Annotated in this window: 13 protein-coding genes; 6 read left to right on the forward strand and 7 right to left on the reverse strand. The window is 74.3% G+C overall.

The window, feature by feature from the left end:
• Positions 1–329 precede the first annotated feature (329 nt).
• Entirely contained in the window at positions 330–2,282 is a 1,953-nt protein-coding gene (locus ACSJD1_RS09095) for an ATP-dependent helicase (protein ID WP_438854984.1), read from the reverse strand.
• Positions 2,267–3,280 carry an NAD(+) diphosphatase gene (gene nudC, locus ACSJD1_RS09100; RefSeq protein ID WP_438854985.1) on the reverse strand — a complete coding sequence of 338 codons (1,014 nt, stop codon included), beginning with the start codon at positions 3,278–3,280 and terminating at the stop codon, positions 2,267–2,269. The genes ACSJD1_RS09095 and nudC overlap by 16 nt, the downstream gene beginning before the upstream one ends.
• A gap of 84 nt (positions 3,281–3,364) precedes the next feature.
• Between nudC and ACSJD1_RS09105 the strand changes: the two genes are divergently transcribed.
• On the forward strand, positions 3,365–4,591 hold the full coding sequence (locus tag ACSJD1_RS09105) for a phosphotransferase (RefSeq protein WP_438854986.1): 1,227 nt from the start codon (positions 3,365–3,367) through the stop codon (positions 4,589–4,591).
• A 49-nt stretch (positions 4,592–4,640) separates the two neighbouring features.
• On the opposite strand, the gene ACSJD1_RS09110 is transcribed toward ACSJD1_RS09105, so the two are convergent.
• Positions 4,641–8,003, reverse strand: coding sequence for a UvrD-helicase domain-containing protein (locus ACSJD1_RS09110; protein ID WP_438854987.1), 3,363 nt, complete (start codon positions 8,001–8,003; stop codon positions 4,641–4,643).
• Positions 8,000–11,104 carry a PD-(D/E)XK nuclease family protein gene (locus ACSJD1_RS09115; RefSeq protein WP_438854988.1) on the reverse strand — a complete coding sequence of 1,035 codons (3,105 nt, stop codon included), beginning with the start codon at positions 11,102–11,104 and terminating at the stop codon, positions 8,000–8,002. The genes ACSJD1_RS09110 and ACSJD1_RS09115 overlap by 4 nt, the downstream gene beginning before the upstream one ends.
• 93 nt (positions 11,105–11,197) lie before the next feature.
• On the opposite strand from ACSJD1_RS09115, the gene ACSJD1_RS09120 reads away from it, so the two are divergent.
• Together ACSJD1_RS09120 and ACSJD1_RS09125 are read left to right on the forward strand one after the other, a co-directional pair.
• Positions 11,198–11,422, forward strand: coding sequence for a DUF3107 domain-containing protein (locus ACSJD1_RS09120; protein WP_328288998.1), 225 nt, complete (start codon positions 11,198–11,200; stop codon positions 11,420–11,422).
• A complete protein-coding gene (locus ACSJD1_RS09125; protein ID WP_438854989.1) occupies positions 11,422–11,727 on the forward strand; it encodes a hypothetical protein in 306 nt (101 codons plus the stop codon). Before ACSJD1_RS09120 ends, ACSJD1_RS09125 begins: the two co-directional genes overlap by 1 nt.
• A 44-nt stretch (positions 11,728–11,771) precedes the next feature.
• Here the strand turns inward: ACSJD1_RS09125 and ACSJD1_RS09130 are convergent, their stop codons facing one another.
• Entirely contained in the window at positions 11,772–12,485 is a 714-nt protein-coding gene (locus ACSJD1_RS09130; protein WP_438854990.1) for a ferritin-like fold-containing protein, read from the reverse strand.
• A gap of 132 nt (positions 12,486–12,617) precedes the next feature.
• Here ACSJD1_RS09130 and ACSJD1_RS09135 point away from each other — a divergent pair, with 132 nt between their 5' ends.
• Positions 12,618–14,129, forward strand: coding sequence for a DEAD/DEAH box helicase (locus tag ACSJD1_RS09135; protein WP_438854991.1), 1,512 nt, complete (start codon positions 12,618–12,620; stop codon positions 14,127–14,129).
• An 84-nt stretch (positions 14,130–14,213) separates the two neighbouring features.
• Here ACSJD1_RS09135 and ACSJD1_RS09140 read toward each other — a convergent pair whose 3' ends face one another.
• The gene (locus ACSJD1_RS09140; RefSeq protein WP_438854992.1) at positions 14,214–15,080 is read right to left on the reverse strand and encodes a PHP domain-containing protein; all 867 of its coding nucleotides are present in this window, start codon (positions 15,078–15,080) and stop codon (positions 14,214–14,216) included.
• A gap of 105 nt (positions 15,081–15,185) precedes the next feature.
• Here ACSJD1_RS09140 and ACSJD1_RS09145 point away from each other — a divergent pair, with 105 nt between their 5' ends.
• Entirely contained in the window at positions 15,186–16,208 is a 1,023-nt protein-coding gene (locus tag ACSJD1_RS09145) for an endonuclease/exonuclease/phosphatase family protein (protein WP_438854993.1), read from the forward strand.
• 47 nt (positions 16,209–16,255) lie between these two features.
• Positions 16,256–17,833, forward strand: coding sequence for an aminopeptidase P family protein (locus ACSJD1_RS09150; protein WP_438854994.1), 1,578 nt, complete (start codon positions 16,256–16,258; stop codon positions 17,831–17,833).
• A 125-nt stretch (positions 17,834–17,958) separates the two neighbouring features.
• On the opposite strand, the gene ACSJD1_RS09155 is transcribed toward ACSJD1_RS09150, so the two are convergent.
• Positions 17,959–18,345, reverse strand: coding sequence for a TIGR02611 family protein (locus tag ACSJD1_RS09155; RefSeq protein WP_438854995.1), 387 nt, complete (start codon positions 18,343–18,345; stop codon positions 17,959–17,961).
• Positions 18,346–18,437: the final 92 nt, after the last annotated feature.

Below are 18,437 nucleotides of genomic sequence, written 5' to 3' on the forward strand. Positions count from 1 at the left end.
GGTGCTGCTCGCCGCCCGCATCATCCCGCCCGCGACCCACCTGCCGTGGCTCGCGGCCGACGTCCCGCACCTCGCCGTGGTGTTCGACGAACGCGGCGCCGAGGTGGGTCCGCTCGTGCGTCCCGGCTCCGGACCGTGCCTGCGGTGCATCCACCTGGCGCGACGCGATGCGGATCCCGCCTGGCCGGCGATCTCGGCGCAGCTCGCGGTGGCGCCCGCACCCCCGCACCGCGGGCGGGCGAGGCACGAGGCGCTCGCGCTCGCGGCATCCGTCGTCGACGACCTCGTGCGCACGGGGCGCTCGGCGCTCGACTCGGCGACGGTGATCGTCAGCGACGTGCCCGCGCCGGAGCCCCCGCGGCCGACGCCGGTCGGGCTGCACCCGCAGTGCGGATGTCGAGTTCCCGGAGGAAGCGCGACGGCTCCCGTTCCGCTCGCCGGCCGGACGACCAGCGCGAGAAGCTCAGCGTCAGCCGTCGCCGTGCCCGCGTGATGCCGACGTAGAGCAGTCGGCGCTCCTCGTCGATCGCCGCCAAGCCGGTCGCGTACGCGATCGGGAGCATGCCCTCCGCGAGGCCGGGCAGGTGGACCTCGTCCCATTCGAGGCCCTTCGCCGAGTGCAGCGTCGCGATGGTGACGGCCGCCACCGCCGGCTCGTGGTGCGATTCCGCCCGCGTCCTGAGGTCGTCGGCGAACCTGCGGAAGCTCGTGCCCGCCGGCTGGTCGTCGACGAGCCGCGCGATCGCGTTGAGCGACTCCCAGCGGTCGCGCACGGCGCCGGGCCCTGCGGGCGGTTCGACGGTCCAGCCCAGCGAACGCAGCACGTCGCTCACCGACTTGAACAGCGGCTCGTCGGCGATCGCGAGCGCGGCCGCGCGGATCGCGTGCACGGCCTCGCGCACCTCCGGCCGGTCGAAGAAGCGCTGCGCGCCGCGCACCCGCACGGAGACCCCGACCTCGCCGAGCGCCTGCTCGAACAGGGCGGACTGCGAGTTGACGCGCAGCAGCACCGCGATCGACTCGGGCGGGGTGCCGGCGTCGATGCGCTGGCGCACGCGAGCGGCGACGCCCCGCGCCTCGGCGAGTTCGTCGGGGTACTCGAGGACCTCGGGCGCCGGGCCGTGCGCGACGCGGTCGGCACCGGCGCGTCCGCCGCGGGAGGACGTGGAGGCGTCGACGGCGTCGTCGGTCGCTGGCGGTTCCGGCGCGGGCCGCGCGGGCGCGGACGGGTCCGGGGCGGACGGGGCCGACATGGACGGATCCGGGGCCGCCCCATCGCGCGCGGACGGGTCGTGCGCCGCCCGGTCGGGTACCGCGGGATCGCCCCCGTCGGGGGCCGCCGCCGCGAGGCGGAGCGCACCGGGCCGCCCGCGCATGAGCCGGTTCGCGACCTCGACGATCTCGGGCGTCGACCGGTAGTTGCGTTCGAGCCGGACCATCGTGGCATCCGGGTAGTGACGCTCGAAGTCGAGCAGGTACTCGGCGCTCGCGCCGGCGAACGAGTAGATCGTCTGGCTCGCGTCGCCGACGACGCACACGTCACGCCGCCCGCCGAGCCACAGCTCGAGCAGGTGCTGCTGCGCCGGCGAGACGTCCTGGTACTCGTCGACGACGAAGTGCCGGTACGCCTCGCGCACCTGCATGGCCACCGCCGGCTCCGACTCGATCATGCCGGAGGTGGCGAGCAGCACGTCCTCGAAGTCGATGGCGCGCCGCTCGTCCTTCAGCTCCTCGTAGGCCTCGACGAGCGCGAGCATCTGCTCGGGCGTGAGCGAACCCGGCGCGCCCCGGGAGGCGAGTCGCGCCCGGTAGTCGTCCATGCCGACGAGACCGACCTTCCTCCACTCGATCTCCGCGGCGACGTCGCGCAGCGTCGCGGTGTCGACCTTCACCCGGCAGCGCTCGGCGGCGAGCCCCAGCACGCGCCCCTTGAACTCGAGCACGCGCGGCGCAGGACCGCCGACCACGATCGGCCAGAAGTGGTTGAGCTGCGCGAGTGCGGCGGCGTGGAAGGTGCGCGCCGAAACGGTGCCCGCGCCGAGGCCCCGGAGCCGCGAGCGGAGCTCGGCGGCCGCGCGGGACGTGAAGGTGAGCGCCATCACCCGAGCGGGATCGTACGACCCGGATGCCACGCCGTAGGCGATGCGGTGGGTGATCGCGCGCGTCTTGCCGGTGCCGGCACCCGCGAGCACGCACACCGGGCCGATGAGCGCCTCGGCGGCGACGCGCTGCTCGTCGTCGAGTGCCGCGAGGAGCGGATCCGTCGTCACGAGGTCGACCACGGCATGGACGAGTCGAGCGGGCCGCCGTACCACCCCTCGAGCATCCAGCGCGCGATCGACGTATCGCCGGGCAGCGCGACCCGTCCGAGCACGTCGCGAAGCCCGTCGCGGTCGAACCAGCGCAACTCGAGGATCTCCTCGCCGTCGGGCACGACCGTCGTCGGCTCGCCGTGCGCGACGCGCGCCCGGAACGCGCACATCAGGCTCGCAGGGAACGGCCACGGCTGCGACCCCAGGTACTCGACCCGGTCGACGGCGAGGCCGGCCTCCTCGCCGATCTCGCGCACCACGGCCGCCTCGAGCGACTCGCCGGGCTCGACGAAGCCCGCGAGCACCGAGAAGCGGTCCTGCTCCCACATGGCGTTCGAGCCGAGCAGCACCCGACCCTCGTCGTCGGTGACGAGCACGATGACGGCCGGATCGGTCCGCGGGAACCGGAGCCGGTCCTCGGCCAGGCATCGACGAGCCCACCCGGAGGTCACGACCTCGGTCGGGCTGCCGCAACCCGGGCAGAACCGATGCGTCGCGTGCCAGTTCGCGAGGCCGACCGCCTCGATGGCGAGGCCGGCGTCGCGGTCGTCGAGTGCGGTCGCGACTCGCCGGAGGCCGACCCAGCGCGACTCGTCGGCGACCGACGGCATCGCCTCCGATCCGTACACCCACGCCTCGATCGGGACGCCGACGGGCAGCGCCGCGCCCGTGGCATCCGCCCCCGCATCGAGCGTGCGACCGAGGTAGCAGCGCACGTCGGGCTCGGGCAGGGCCGACGGATGCCGCAGCTCGAGTCGCGGCGCATCGTCGCCGCCGGCCGGCTCCGCGACGAGCACCCGGCCGTCGTGCACGGCGAGCACGCGTGCGTGCGGGTCGACGAGGAAGGCGTCGGCGCGACCCTCGAGCGTGCGCGAGACCGCGTCGCGGTCGAGGTGCTCGCGCGCGAGCGGCGGAGCGGGCCGGGTGCGGGTGGAGTCCTCGGGGGTCGGCACGTCGGGGTGGAGCACGGTGCACCTCTCGTCGGAGCCGGAGTCGTCGGGAAGGCGTGGCGGTCGCCGGGCAGGCCGGATGACCTGCTTAGGCTGTGTGCCATGGCCAGACCCCCACTCACTCTAGCCGCGTTGGCCACGGCCGCGGTGGCCGGACTCGAGGTGCGGGCGGCCCGGGCGCACGCTCGCGGAACCGGCGGTGCGTTCGATGCCGTCGAGCTCGAATCGACCGACGGACGCCGCCTGTTGATCCGCGCGCCGCGCTCGCAGACCGCCGAGACCGAGCAGTCCGCCGACCTCGTGGCGCTCCGTGCGCTGACCCCGGGAATCCGCTCCCGGCTGCCGTTCGCCGTGCCGCAGTTCGTCGGCCAGGCGCCCATCGGCCCGACCCGGGCCGTCGTGACCGAGTTCATCCCCGGCGCGGGCCGCACGGCCGACGAGCTGACCGGCGACCCCTCCCTCGCGGCCGCGGTGGGGCGCGCGATCGCCGCCGTCCACGCGCTGCCGTCGGGCTTCATCGGCGACGCCGGGCTCCCCCGTCGCACGGCGAACGAGGCGCGCGAAGCCGCCGTCGCGATCATCGACCGCGCCGCCGACACCGGGCGGCTCCCCGCGGCGCTGGTCCGCCGCTGGGAGGAGGCGACCGACGACGACACCCTGTGGCGGTTCGCACCGACGGTCGTCAACGGCCAGCTCGGCGCCGACTCGTTCCTCGTCGAGGGCGACCGGGTCAGCGGCGTCATCGGCTGGTCGGGACTCGCACACGACGACCCGGCGCACGACCTGCACTGGGTCCTGACCTCGACCGGGATGTCGGCCGAGCAGACCCTCGACGCCTACCTGGAGGCACGCGCGGGCGGCGCCGACTCCGAACTCGCCCGCCGAGCGCTCCTCTACGGCGAGCTCGAACTGGCACGCTGGCTCCTGCACGGGATCGACACGCACGACGACGAGGTGATCGAGGATGCCGTGGGCCTCCTCGACGGGCTCGTGGCGAGCGTGCACGACCACTCGTCCGAGTCGCTCACGACCGACACGGGCCCCGTGCTCGCCCTCGCCGACGTCGAGCGGATGCTCGAGCAGACGCCCCGCCAGGACCTGCCGCGCGAGCCAGGGGCGACGATGCTGACCGACAGCTACGACGTCTCGGAGCTGCGCCGGAACCTCGCGGACGGCGACGATGCGAACGAGGAGCACGACCCCGGACTGACCGCGCCCATCCCGCTCGATCTCAGCGATTGGGGCGACGCGGCGCCCGAGTCCGCGGGTTCCCCGCGCTCCTCGGCCGAGTCGGCCGACCGGACCGGGAGTCGCGACCGCTCCGCGTAGCCGTCGCCGGTGCGGCGATCGCCGCTCGACGCGCGGTGCGCACCCGGCGTCACGTTCGCGCGATCGCCGTCCGCACCTCGTCCGGAACCGCCGAGGTCTCGCCGGCGGTCGACCGCCGGCGACCGGCCCGTGCCGCCACGCTCGCCCAGGCACGGCGGAGGGCCGCCTCGTCGTACAGCTCGTCGGGCCGCAGCACGAGGTCGTCCTCGACGTAGTAGAACACCGCATCGATCTGCTCGGGCGGAAGCCCGGACCAGCGGGCGTACGCGAGTCGGTACAGCGCGAGCTGGGTCTGCCGGAGCTCGAGTTCACGCGGGTCTCGCGGAGCGGCGCCGGTCTTCCAGTCGACGACCTGCGCGCGGATGCCCCGGCGATCGAGCTCGGAATCGGGCTCGATGTCGAACACCGCGTCGAGCTTGCAGACGAACACCTGTTCGTCGAGCGGCAGGTGCAGCTCGAGTTCGACCGCGACGGGCCGGCGATCACCCCATTCGGAGGCCGCGAACGTCGCGCGGAGTCGTTCGAGGCGGGCGTCGACCGGGTCGACGAGGACCTCGTCGGCCGTGGGCGCGTCGTCGAACGCGAAGTCGAGTGCGTCGAGGTCGGTCGTCGCGCCGGCCGACCCGATCGATCCGGTCGTCCCTGGCGCCCCGCCTGGACCGGCAGGACGCGCGGCGGAGCCGCCGGAGCGTTCCTCCACCCAGGTGTGGAAGAGCGTGCCGATGCGCGTGGCGCGATACGGGCGCTGGGGCATGGGCCGTGCGAGTTCGGCGGCGACGGCGTCGGGGTCGTCGACGTAGTCCTTGAAGCGCGAGGCCGGCACTCGGGTGGGCACGGCGGCCGCCCCGCGCGATTCACCCCTGCGTCGGCGCTCCTCGAGGAGCATCCGCAGCTCGTCGGCGAGTGCCGGTCCGATCCCGGCGCCGGTCGGCATGGCCGCCGCCTCGCGCACGGCGTCGGCCGCGCGCACGACGGCGGGCCGGCGAGCGCCGAGCGGATCGAGCGGCCAGCTCACGCGCACCGCATCGGACGCGCGAGGATTCTCGGCGTCGGCCGGCGCCGTCGGCAGCGCCGACGCCTCGACCACCCCGGCGATCACGAGCTCGCGCAGGAACGGGCTCGGCGCCCTCGGCGCCCGCTGCGTGGCCCACCACGAGCCCGAGAGCAGGAGCTCCGAGCGTGCGCGCGTGAGTCCGACGTAGGCGAGGCGGCGCTCCTCCTCGGCATGGCGCTCCCGATTCTCCTCGGAGTACGCCTTCACGGCCTCGTCGAACTCCGACTGGCTCTGCACGCCGCGCCACATCAGCTGCGGGATCTCGTCGGCGTCGCCCCGGAACTCGTCGGGCAGCGTGCCGAACGCGAGCCAGCCGCGATTGCTCCGCGGCTTCGACGGCAGTTCGTCGTCGACGAGCCGCGGGATCGCCACCACGTCCCACTCGAGCCCCTTCGACCCGTGGATCGAGAGCACCTGCACCGCGCCGGGCTCGGGTTCGTCCTGTCGGGGGCTCAGCCGGTCGCGCTGTTCGGCCTCGGCGAGCCAGCCGAGGAACGCGCCGAGGTTCGGATGCTCGGCCGAGTCCGCGAATCCGGTCACCAGGTCGTCGAACGACTCCAGGCTCGCCGAACCGAGCGGCTGCGCGGGGTTCGCCGCGACCTCGATGTCGAGCAGCAGCTCCTGCTGCACGAGCGTCACGAAGTCGACGAGGCCGAGCCCGGCGCGACGGCGGAGCGCCTGCAACTGCGCGCCCGCGCGACGCATCCGCGTGAGGCCCTCCTCGCTGATCGCGGCGAGCGCCCGATGGTCGTCGGGCGCGGTGAGGACGAAGTCGAGCGCGTCGACGATCGACGGCGATTCGTCCGGTGCGATCGACCCGCGGATGCCGCGGCGCACCTCGTCGGCGAGGCGTCTCGTCGAGAGGTCGCGATCGGCCAGCCACCTGCCGAGCGCGCCGAGCGCCGCGAGGTCGGCGGTGCCGATGCGCCACCGGGCACCGCCGAGGAGGCGCAGGAGCTCCGATCCCGCGGTCGGGTCGTGCACGACGCGGAGCGCGCACACGAGGTCGGCGATCACCGGCTGGTCGAGCAGTCCCGAGACCCCGAGCACGTGCACCGGGACGCCGCGCTCGCGCAACGCGGTCGCGAAGAGGTCGACGTGGGCGAACGTGCGACACAGCAGGGCGCCCGTGCGTGCGCCCGATCGCATCCGCTCGGCGAGCCACTCGGCGACGGCCGCGGCCTCGGCGTCGATCGTCTCGGACCACGAGACGTCGAGGCGGCCCGTCCCGGCGAACGGCGACGGACGCAGCGGCGCCTTGGGAATGCCGCCGTCGAGCGGGGCGATGAGCGCGTTCGCCGCCTCGAGCACGACGACGGGGTTCCGCCAGCTGGTCGACAGGTCGTACGCGACCGCCTCGCCGGAGTCGGAGAAGTCGCGACCGAAGCGCGCCAGGTTCGCGGCGCTCGCCCCGCGCCATCCGTAGATCGACTGGTCGGGGTCGCCCACCGCCATGACGGCGTGGTCGCGGAAGAGCGTCGAGAGCAGGCGCGTCTGCACGACGCTCGTGTCCTGGTACTCGTCGAGCAGGACCGTCGCGTAGCGCTCGCGGTGCTCGGCGGCCACCTCGGGGTGCGTCGTGCAGATCTGCAGGGCGAGCGCGACCTGGTCGGAGAACTCGACGACCCCCCGACGCTGCTTCTCGGCGGCGTACGCGTCGGCGAGGTCGAGGAGCGGCGGCAGGGCGTCGACGACCCCGAGCGCCGAGACGAAGCTGTCGAACGGGGTGCGCTTGCGCGGCGCCTCGATCGGCAGGTCGTGCATCGCGAGGAACTCGCGAGCGAAGGCGCGAACGTCTCGACTGTCGGTGACGTTCTCGGCGAGGGCCCGGCTCAGCGAGAGCAGGGCGCCCGTGACCCGATCGAGCGACGCGTCGAGCTCGACCAGTCGCGGGTCCGCCGAGGCCGAGACGATCCCGCGCGCGAGCTGCCATGCGGCGGCCTCGCCGAGGATCGAGGCATCCGGTTCGCGACCGATCCGGAGCGCGTGCTCGCGGTAGATGGAACCCGCGAACGCGTTGTACGTGAACACCGCGGCGGACTCGAGCGGATCGAGCCGCACGTCGGCGATGCCCTCCGCGACGAGCTGCCCGACGCGCTCGCGCACGCGCTCGGCGAGTTCGCCGGCGGCCTTCCTGGTGAAGGTGAGGCCGAGCACCTCGGGCACGTCGACGGCGCCGTTGGCGAGCAGCCACACCACCCGGTTCGCCATCGTCTCGGTCTTGCCGCTGCCGGCGCCGGCCACGACGATGCTCCGCCCGCGCGGATCGGCCTCGATGACCGCGCGCTGCTCAGGCGTCGGCGGGTGCAGGCCGAGACGCGACGCGATCTCGTCGGCGCCGATCCGGACCGCGCTCACGCGCACACCGCCGGGACGAGGTGGACGCGGTACTGCCAGTCGCCGAATCGCGACCCGTGCGCGAACTCGACGGGCGAGTCGAAGCGCGACCCCGCCATCACGCGGGCCACCTCCTCCAGACGCTCGCGGAACGCTGCCTCGGCCTCGTCGTCGAACGGCTGCTGGGCGCGCTCGGTGTAGAGCCGACCGCCCACGGGTCGCGCGACGTAGACGAGCTTTGCCCCGCCGAGCCGACCCTCGTTCGGCAGCGCGCCGGCGCGCGCCGCCAGCTGGTAGGCCGCCAGCTGGGGATGCTCGGCCGTCTTGGCGGCGCTCGGCGGCGTGCGACCGGTCTTGAGGTCGACGATCACGGTCGTGCCGTCTGGCGACGCCTCGACGCGGTCGATGGTGCCGGTGATGCGCACGCGGCCGCTGACGAGCGTGAAGCGGCCCTCGGCGCCGAGCACGACCACGCCGTCGTCCTCCGCATTGCGCAGGTAGTCGGCCGCGCCCTCCGTCATCCGGCGCGCGCCGCGCCGCTCCCGCTCGGCGACCCAGCCCGCCTCGAACCTCAGGTCGCGCCACCGCCGCTCGACCGACGCCCACAGCGTCTCGACGTCGAGGTCGCCCGCCTGCTGCGCCGCCTCCTCGACGACCGCGTGCACGATGGTCCCGATCGAGGCGGCGAGCCCGGACGGCGGTTGGGCGACGTGGTCGACGAACCAGCCGAGCGGACTCTCCTCGACACGGTCGATCTGCGACGGCGAGACCGGCACGAGCGCCTCGGGGTCGCCGTCGAGGTCGACCAGCGGCGCGGTCGTGGTGGGCTCGGCCATGCCGTACCACTCGTCGGGGTGCGCTCCGGGGACACCGTGCTCGGCGAGGAGCGCGATCGCGGCCGCGGCCTCGCGATCGCCGGCCCCCGCGTCGCGCCGAAGCGCGCCGACCATGCCCCTGAGGTGCAGTGGGCGCCGCCGCCGCGCGGCGCGCCGCGCGGGTGCGAGACCCATGAGCACCGAGGGCTGCTCGTCGTCGTTCGCCGTGCACGCGAGCACGACCTGCCGTGAGGCGCGCGACACCGCGAGCGCGAACAGGCGCAACTCGTCGGCGCGCACCGACGCCCGAACGGATGCGGCGGGCTCCTCCTCGCCGACCGGCTCCCCCGCGCGCGCCGCCGCGACCGCCCGCGGCAGCGCCGCGGCGTGCAGCAGCGTGCCGCGCGGGCGGAGGTTCGGCCAGACGCCCTCCTGGAGGCCGGCGACGACGACCACGTCGAACTCGCGGCCGATGAGGGCGGGCGGGGTCGCCAGGACGACCGACTCGGACCCGCGCTCCGGGGCGAGCGAGTCCTCCGGGAGGGCGTTCTGCAGCACCTCGTCGACGAAGCGCCGGGCCGGGGCGCCGGGTTCGCGTTCGACGAACCGCCGCGCCGCGGCGAAGAGCGCGACGACCGCGTCGAGCGAGCGGTTCGCCTCGTCGGCGAGCACGCCGGAGCCGGCGGCCTGCGAAGCCCACTCGGCTTCGAGCCCGCTGTCGTGCCAGAGCAGCCAGAGCAGCTCTTCGACGGTCGAGCCCCGCGCCGCCGCCCGCCGGGCGGAGTCGAGGAGTCGCGCGAGGCGCGCCGCGCGCCGGCCGGCCGGTGCATCGATCGTCGCGAACCCGCCCGCGGCCCCGAGCGCCTCGACGAGCAGTTCATCGGCGCTCCGGGCACCGCCCGAGGCGAGCTCCTCGTGGCGGAGCGCCAGACGGAGCCGACGCAGGCCGACGCGGTCGAGCCGGCCGAGCGGGCCGGTCAGGAGCGCGGTCGCCCGGTCGGCGTCGAGCAGCTGGAGGTCGAGCACGACCGCCGCGGCCGCGAGGAGGCCCGCCGAGCCCGGTGCATCGCGCAGGGCCGTTCGCGCGGTGCCGCCCGAGATCGGCACCTCGGCCGCCGCGAGCGCGCGCGCGAGCGCCGGCAGCTCGGCACCCGATCTCGCGACGATCGCCATCGAGGACCACGGGATGCCGTCGAGCAGGTGACGCTCACGGAGCAGGCCGGCGATCGCGGCGCCCTCGGCCCCCGGCGACGGCGCCTCGATGCCGAGGATCGCCTCGAGCGGATCGTCGTCGAGGTCGTGTGCGACCGCGGCGGAACGGTGCGCGCCGCCGAGCGCGGTGCCGACGTGCGCCGTGACCTGCGCGAGGAGTTCGCGATGCGCGGTGCGACCACGGTGGACGTGGGGCAGTTCGATGCGTCGCACCTCGGCACCGCCGAGCACCCGGCCGAGTGATCCGAGGAGGTCGGCCCGGCCGCCGCGGAACCCGTTGCTCGCGACATCCGGGTCGCCGAGGGCGACGATCTCGACGCCGCGCGCCGCGAACGCGCCGAGGAGCGCGGCCGTGCCCTCGGTGGCCTCCTGCGCGTCGTCGACGACGATCAACCGGAGCGCCCCGAGCGCGCCGAGCGCTCGTGCGTCGTCGGGGTCGTGCACGCTGCGGCGCACGATCGACGCGGCGAACGCACCGAGCTCGGCGGAGTCGAACTGCGTCGGCCGCAGCTGCTCCTTGACCTCGGCGTACTCCGCGAGGAACGCGCCCGCCGCCACCCACTCGGGGCGGGACGCGACCGCACCGAGTCGCGCGAGCTCGTCGGGGCCCACGCCCTGCTCGACCGAGCGCATCATCAGGTCGCGCAACTCGGAGCGGAACCCGCGCAGCTCGCGGACGTCGGGCGCGAGGGCCTCGGGCCACGTCGGGCCGCCGCCGTCGATCGCCTGCGCCTCGAGCAGCTCGCCGATCACCTGGTCGTGCTCCGCGCCCGTGAGCAGCGTGACCGACCGCCCGGTCCGCGCGCGGACGAGGTCGTACGCGACCGCGTTCGCCGTGCGAGCGAGCGCGCCGCGAGTGGTGCGGTCGAGCCGGAGCGCGATCGCATCGCGCAGGGCCGCCGCCGTGCGGCGGGTGGCGGCCAGCACGAGCACCTCGGACGGGTCGAGCCCGCGCTCGACGCGGTGCGCGACGAGTTCGATCGCGAGCCGGGTCTTGCCCGACCCGGGAGCCCCGAAGACCGCCGCATGGCCGCCCGCCGCGATGGCCGGCACGAGGTCGACGACGGCGGGAGCGGTGGTCGCTTCGTGCTGCATGCGGCCCACGGTATCCGTGTCCGCCGACAGTGAACGCGTCCGGGCCCGAGCCCCGCGTGTCGTAGGGTGCTGTCAACGACAGAAAGGCGCACCGTGGACCTTCGTATCGGCATCCAGAACTCCCCCCGCGAGCTCTCGTTCGAGACCTCGCTGACGGCGGCGGAGGTGGAGCAGGCCGTCTCGGCGGCGCTCAGCGGGCAGTCGCCCGTGCTGCGCCTGACCGACGCGAAGGGCACGGTCTACGTGGTGCCCGCCGCGGCGCTCGCGTACGTCGAGATCGGCACGGAGGAGTCGCGCAAGATCGGCTTCGTCGGCTGATGGAACTCCTCTTCATCACGCTGGGCGGTGCCATCCTCGGCCTCGCCGCGCGCTACGCGCTCCCGCGTCGCGAGTTCCACGGCGTCCTGCTCGTCCCGGCCGTCGGCGCCGGCGTCGCCGCGATCGTGTGGGTCGCCCTGACCTGGCTCGGAATGCCGTGGGACGGCGGATGGATCTGGGTGATCTCGCTCGTGGCATCCGGTGCTGCAGCGGCCGGGGCCGCCTTCCTCCTCGGCCGTCGCCGCCAGGAGGACGACGCCCGCACCTTCGCGCACCTCGCGCGCTTCGGCCTCGCCCGCGGCTGAGCGCGGCGCGGCCGCCGGGCCGTCGATGATCGGCCCGGAGCCGCTCAGGCGGTGAGCCCGAGCGCGTCCATGCGCCGTGTGTGCGAGGCGATGAGCTCGGTGAAGACCGGTTCGACGTCGGGGCCGTGTCCTCCCGATCCGGTCGCACGCACCGCGGAACGGGCGATGAGGAGGGTGTCGCCGACGAGGCTCCGGCCCCACAGCGCGAGCCGGTCGTCGAGCGTCGGGTCGGCCGCGATCGCTCGCTCGAGCTGTCGTTCGATGACCTCGGCCGAGCGCGACTCCCCGAGGATGGCGCGCACGCGCACCCGGAGCTCGTGCGGCAGCCCCTCCGCGAGGCGGATGAAGTAGTCGTCGAGCATGCCCGACGTGATGTGGATGCCGAGCAGCAGCTCGTACCAGTCGGCGCCCGAGGTGACCTGGCGGAAGCGGTCGGCCGCCGGTGCGAACGGCGCCATGACCTCCGCAGGGTCGGCGCCGAGGCGGCGGAGTTCGGCGATCAGCTCGTGGTGCTTGCGCAGGGCGACGCCGGCCGCGGCGCTCAGCCCCTCCTTCGACGCCAGGTCGGGTGCCGTGGCCACGGCCTTCGCGAAGCTCTCGAAGAACTCGAGCTGGATGTACGCGGCCTGGCCCAGGAACGGCACGGGGTCGGGCGTGAACTCGGTGAAGTCGACACGGGTGAGGTCGGTCGGCGCGACCCTCGGCCGCAGCCTCGGGGTCTCCGGACGGGGACGGCGCGACATCGACCAATTGACCACGAGCACAGCATATCCGGGGCCTCGCAGCCCACTCGGATAGGCTGGGACCCGCCGCGGGCGATGGAACCGCGGCCGTGCGCCGGTCGATCGGAACTGGGCGCACCCGTTTCCGCATCACGGACAGGCAGACATTTGACCACCTTCACCGAACTCGGCATCGCGCCCGACATCGTCGAGGTCCTCGCCGGGAAGGGCATCGTCGATGCCTTCCCGATCCAGGAGCAGACCATTCCCCTCGCCCTCACCGGGCAGGACATCATCGGCCAGGCGAAGACCGGCACGGGCAAGACCTTCGGGTTCGGCCTCCCGCTCATCCAGCGCCTCGGCGACGACCCCGAGCCGGGCGTCAAGGCGCTCGTCGTGGTGCCCACGCGCGAACTGTGCGTGCAGGTGACCGAAGACCTCGAGCTCGCGACCTCCAACCGCCCCACCAAGATCGTCTCGATCTACGGCGGAAAGGCGTACGAGGGTCAGATCGAGCAGCTGAAGGCCGGCGCGCAGATCGTCGTGGGCACGCCCGGTCGACTGCTCGACCTCGCCTCGCAACGACTGCTGTCGCTGAAGGACGTCTCCGAGATGGTGCTCGACGAGGCCGACAAGATGCTCGACCTCGGCTTCCTCGCCGACATCGAGAAGCTCTTCGCCCAGACCCCGCCGACGAGGCACACGATGCTCTTCTCGGCCACGATGCCCGGCCCGATCGTCGCGCTCGCGCGCCGGTTCATGAGCCGCCCGATCCACATCCGCGCGAGCGACCCCGACGAGGGCCTCACGCAGGCGAACATCAAGCACCTCGTCTACCGGGCGCACTCGCTCGACAAGGACGAGGTGATCTCGCGCATCCTGCAGGCCGAGGGCCGCGGCAGGACCGTGATCTTCACGCGCACCAAGCGCGCGGCGGCGAAGCTCGTCGAGGAGCTGAACGACCGCGGGTTCAACGCGGCCGCGGTGCACGGCGACCTGAACCAGGACCAGCGCGAGCGCGCGATGGCCGCGTTCAAGGCCGGCAAGAAGGACGTGCTGATCGCAACGGATGTCGCCGCGCGCGGCATCGACGTCGACGACGTGACGCACGTCATCAACCACACGATCCCCGACGACGAGAAGACCTACCTCCACCGGGCCGGCCGCACGGGCCGTGCCGGCAAGACCGGCATCGCGGTGACCTTCGTCGACTGGGACGACCTGCACAAGTGGGCGCTCATCAACCGCGCCCTCGAGTTCGGCCAGCCCGAGCCGACCGAGACCTACTCGTCGAGCCCGCACCTCTACACCGACCTCGACATCCCCGAGGGCACCAAGGGCCGCCTGAAGCCGGCGGCCCCGGCCGCAACGCCGTCGCGGTCGAGCACCGCGGGTCGTCGCGAGAGCAGCGGGCCGGCGGATGCCTCCGGCGAGCGCGGTTCGCGCTCGCGCCGTCGCACGCGCTCCGGCCGGCCGGTCGGCGAGGGCGACGCGACGGGTGAGTCCGCCGCCCCGGCGTCCGGTGCCCCGGAGGAGAAGGAGCCGGGCGCGGGCACGCACGACGGCAAGGGCAAGGAGCACCACGACGGCAACGCGGCGCCGCGTCGTCGCCGCCGCCGCCGCGGCGGCCGCTCGGGCGGCAACGCGGCCGGCGCCCCGTCGACCGCGCCGACCGCCTGACGCGGCACGTTCGAGCTCGAACCGTCCAGCGACACGACGAACGGCCGGTTGCCTCTCCGCGGGGCATCCGGCCCGTTCGTCGACTCAGGGCAGGACCGGTTCGCTCCCGTGCCCCTCGGCGAGGATGCGCGCGACGACCTCGGGCGCGGTCGTGTACTGGCCGAGGCGGTTGACCTTGCCACGTCCGTGGTAGTCGCTCGAGCCGGTGATCGCCAGCCCGTGCCGGCGTGCGAGGTCGCGGAGGCGCGGCTTCGCGGCGTCCGTGTTCTCGGGGTGGTCGACCTCGAGGCCGAACAGGCCCGAGGCGGCGAACCGGGCGAGCCGGCGATCGGGCACCACGTCCTCGGCGCCGCGCGTGCCCGGGTGCGCGAGCACCGGCACGCCGCCGGCGGCGCGGATGAGGCGGATGCCGGTGAGCGGGTCGGGGGCGTAGTGCGGCTGTGCGTAGCCCGACCGCCAGTGCAGGATGCCCGCGAAGGCGTCGGACCGCGTCGAGGCGTGCCCGCGGGCGACGAGCGCGTCGGCGATGTGCGGCCGGCCGATCGTGGCGCCGTCGCTCGTCTGCGCGAGCACGTCGTCCCATGTGAGGTCGTAGTCGGCGGCGATGCGCCGCACGATCGCCTCGGCACGGGTGAGCCGGGAGTCGCGGATGCGCTCGGTCTCGGCGAGGAGCGCGGCGTCGGTCGGGTCGATCAGGTAGCCGAGCACGTGCACGCTCGTGAACTGCTCACGCGTCGAGAACTCGATGCCCGGGATGAGGGCGATCCGGTGACGGCGTGCGGCGCCGATCGCCTCCGCCCACCCGGCCGTCGAGTCGTGGTCGGTGATCGCGAGCGCGCCGAGGCCCGCGGCGGATGCCGCGGCGACGAGCTCCGCAGGCGTGTCCGTGCCGTCGGAGACCGTGGTGTGCGCGTGCAGGTCAGCTGCGACGGCGAACGGAGCGTCGACCATGCCCCCATCGTAGGCTCGCCTGGTCAGCCGCTTCCCCGCAGACTCCCAGCCGACGCCCTGTGGATGCTCCGCGCGGTGCGCGCCTGCTCGCCTACGCTGGGGTGAATGCTCCCCCGCATCCTCGGCTGGGCCGTCGTGCTCGGCATCGCCGCCGTCGCCTCCGTGCTGCTGTGGCCGCAGGCGTTCGGCCTGCAGGACCAGTGGATCGCCGCGCACGTCGTCGCGCTGCGCGGCGTGGCGGCCGCCGGCGCGGGCGCCCTCGCCGCCGTGCTCGCGATCGCGCTGCTCCTCGGGCCGGGGCGACGCCTGATCGGCGCCGTCGCCGCGATCCTGGTGCTGTTCGCGCTCGGCAACCTCGGCGTGCTCGCGCTGCGCGGGCTCGGCGGCGACGACGCGGCCGCGGCATCCGACTCGGTCACGGTGCTCTCGTGGAACACCCTCGGCGAGGTGCCCGATGCATCGACGATCGCGGGCCTCGCCATCGAGCAGGGGGCCGACGTGCTGGTGCTCCCCGAGACGACCGAGTCGCTCGGCGAGGAGGTGGCGATCGCGATGCGCGAGGGCGGCCGCCCGATGTGGGTGCACACGCAGGCCTTCGACGAGATCGCGAAGGCGCGCTCCACGACCATCCTCATCTCGCCCGAGCTCGGCGACTACGACGTCGTGAACGACCCGTGGCCCGGGCCGCCCGGCAACACGAACACGCTGCCCACGGTCGTCGCTGAACCGACGAGCGGCGAGGGGCCGCGCATCGTCGCCGTGCACGCCGTGGCCCCGATCCGCTGGGAGCTGCGCAACTGGCGGAGCGACCTCGACTGGCTCGCCGAGCAGTGCGCGGGCGACGACGTCATCATGGCGGGCGACTTCAACGCCACGGTCGACCACTTCGCCGGGCGGGGGGTCGACGGCGGCGATCTCGGTCGGTGCGTCGATGCCGCCGTCGCGGGCGGAGCCGGCGGGATCGGCACGTGGCCGACGAGCCTGCCGGAGCTGCTCGGCAGCCCCATCGACCACGTGCTCGCGACGCCCGGCTGGTCGGTCGACGCGTTCCGGGTGCTCGACGCGCTCGACGGCGCCGGCAGCGATCACCGGCCGATCGTGGCGACCCTCTCGCGAGCCGGCGGCTGATCCCCCGCCGCTCGGCGGGTCGGCGGGGCGGTGCGAGAATGGAGACCATGACGAACACCGGCGACGCGACCGCGACGGCCCACGAGGCCCCCACCGACGAGACCACCGCAGAGGAGACCGGCCGGAACGCGAACCGTTCGACCACGCCCGCGTCGGAGGGCTTCAAGGACTTCATCGGCGGCGGCTGGGCCGAGCGCGACGAGCGGCTGCCCGAGGCGCGTCCGCAGGCGGCCCACGCGGCGGCGCGGCGGGCGAAGGTCTCCGCCGAGTTCCCGGGGCAGCGGCTCGTGATCCCCGCCGGCGACATGAAGCAGCGCGCGAACGACACCGACTACCCGTTCCGGGCGCACTCCGCCTTCGCGCACCTGACCGGGTGGGGCTCCGACTCCGAGCCGGGCGCCGTGCTGGTGCTCGAGCCGGCCGGCGACGCCGGTCACGAGGCGACCGTCTACTTCCGCGAGCGTGCCGGGCGCGACAGCGAGGAGTTCTACGCCAACCCCGCGATCGGGGAGTTCTGGATCGGCCCGCGCCCCTCGCTCGCGCACGTCGCCGCCGACCTGCAGCTCGCCACGGGGGGCATCGCCGACTTCGACTCGGTCGTCGACTCGACCGACACCGCGACGCTCGTGGTCCGTGAGGCCGATGCGTCGATCACCGAGCGCATCGACCACGCACGCCTGCGCTTCGCGGCCGAGGAGGCGCTGTCGACGAACGCGTCCGACGCGCCCTTCAGCCTCGAGGTGAACGCCGAGCACGAACCCGACGCCGAATTCGCGCGTGTGCTCTCCGAGCTGAGGCTCGTGAAGGACGACTTCGAGGTCGCCGAGCTCCGCGCGGCGGTCGACGCGACCGAGCGCGGCTTCGCCGAGGTGCTCGCCGAGCTGCCCCGCATCACCAGCGAGGTGCGCGGCGAGCGGGTGATCGAGGGCGTCTTCGCGACCCGTGCCCGCCTCGACGGCAACGACGTCGGCTACGCCTCCATCGCCGCGGCGGGCCCCCACGCGACCATCCTGCACTGGACCCGGAACGACGGCGCCGTCGTGCCCGGCGACCTCGTGCTGCTCGACGCGGGCGTCGAGATGGACAGCTACTACACGGCCGACATCACCCGCACGTTCCCGGTGAACGGCACGTTCTCGCCCGTGCAGCGGCAGGTCTACGAGGCCGTGCTCGAGGCGGCGGATGCCGCGTTCCGCATCGTGCGGCCCGGCGCCGTGTTCCGCGAGATCCACGCCGCCGCGATGGAGGTCATCGCGAAGCGCACCGCCGAGTGGGGCTTCCTCCCGGTCCCCGCCGAGGAGTCGCTGCAGCCCGAGAACCAGTTCCACCGCCGCTACATGGTGCACGGCACGAGCCACCACCTCGGCCTCGACGTGCACGACTGCGCGCAGGCGCGACGCTCGATGTACATGGACGGCGTGCTCGAGCCGGGAATGGTCTTCACGATCGAGCCGGGCCTCTACTTCCAGGCCGACGACCTCACCGTGCCCGAGGAGTTCCGCGGCATCGGCGTGCGCATCGAGGACGACATCCTCGTGACCGCCGACGGCGCCGAGAACCTCTCGGCGGGCATCCCGCGCACGGCCGACGAGGTCGAGGCCTGGGTGCGCGGCGCGCAGCGCTGAGCGACGATCGTCGGCCGGCTCACTCGACGGTGAGCCGGCCGACGCCGTACCAGTCGTCGGCCGGCTCGACCTCGGGTGATCCGGCCGGTGGGCGTCTCGGGCGCGGGCCCTGTGGGCGCCGTGCGTCAGCCGACGTCGGCGCGGGCCGTTCTCGCCGCACGGCGCGCCGTCCACCAGGCCCAGAACCGGTCGAGCATGCGCTTGACCCACGCCGCGAGGCGGCGCGCCCAGGCGAACTCGGTGCCGAGGATGGCGAGGCCGAGGAAGACGATGAGCCAGCCGGGGCCGGGGAGCGGCACGAGCACGAGACCGGCGACGGCGATCACGCCGCCGAGCACGCCCACCCCGGTCCGGTAGGCGAACCGCAGGCGCGGGTGGTTCTCGATCCAGTGGCGGATGCCGCGGAGCCACCGGCGCATGGGCCGGTCGGGCCGCTCGGCCGCGGCGATCTCGGCGCGCACCGTCCGCTCGAGCGGCGTCGGCGCGCTCTCGGGACGTGCTGCATCGGGCATGGTGGTCACGTTAGGCGGGCTCGCTGGGAGTCGCCGGTGCAGGTGCGACGCGACTCGCCGCGGAGCCGGCCGGGGGGCGAATGCACCCGGGC

This window comes from Agromyces excoecariae (assembly GCF_051715505.1).
Lineage (GTDB): Bacteria > Actinomycetota > Actinomycetes > Actinomycetales > Microbacteriaceae > Agromyces.

Bases quoted from the DNA above. Each gene is read 5' to 3' on its own strand.
- ACSJD1_RS09155 (WP_438854995.1), bottom strand. From the start codon at position 18,345: ATGCCCGATGCAGCACGTCCCGAGAGCGCGCCGACGCCGCTCGAGCGG.
- ACSJD1_RS09150 (WP_438854994.1), top strand. From the start codon at position 16,256: ATGACGAACACCGGCGACGCGACCGCGACGGCCCACGAGGCCCCCACC.
- ACSJD1_RS09145 (WP_438854993.1), top strand. From the start codon at position 15,186: ATGCTCCCCCGCATCCTCGGCTGGGCCGTCGTGCTCGGCATCGCCGCC.
- ACSJD1_RS09140 (WP_438854992.1), bottom strand. From the start codon at position 15,080: ATGGTCGACGCTCCGTTCGCCGTCGCAGCTGACCTGCACGCGCACACC.
- ACSJD1_RS09105 (WP_438854986.1), top strand. From the start codon at position 3,365: ATGGCCAGACCCCCACTCACTCTAGCCGCGTTGGCCACGGCCGCGGTG.
- ACSJD1_RS09125 (WP_438854989.1), top strand. From the start codon at position 11,422: ATGGAACTCCTCTTCATCACGCTGGGCGGTGCCATCCTCGGCCTCGCC.
- ACSJD1_RS09115 (WP_438854988.1), bottom strand. From the start codon at position 11,104: ATGCAGCACGAAGCGACCACCGCTCCCGCCGTCGTCGACCTCGTGCCG.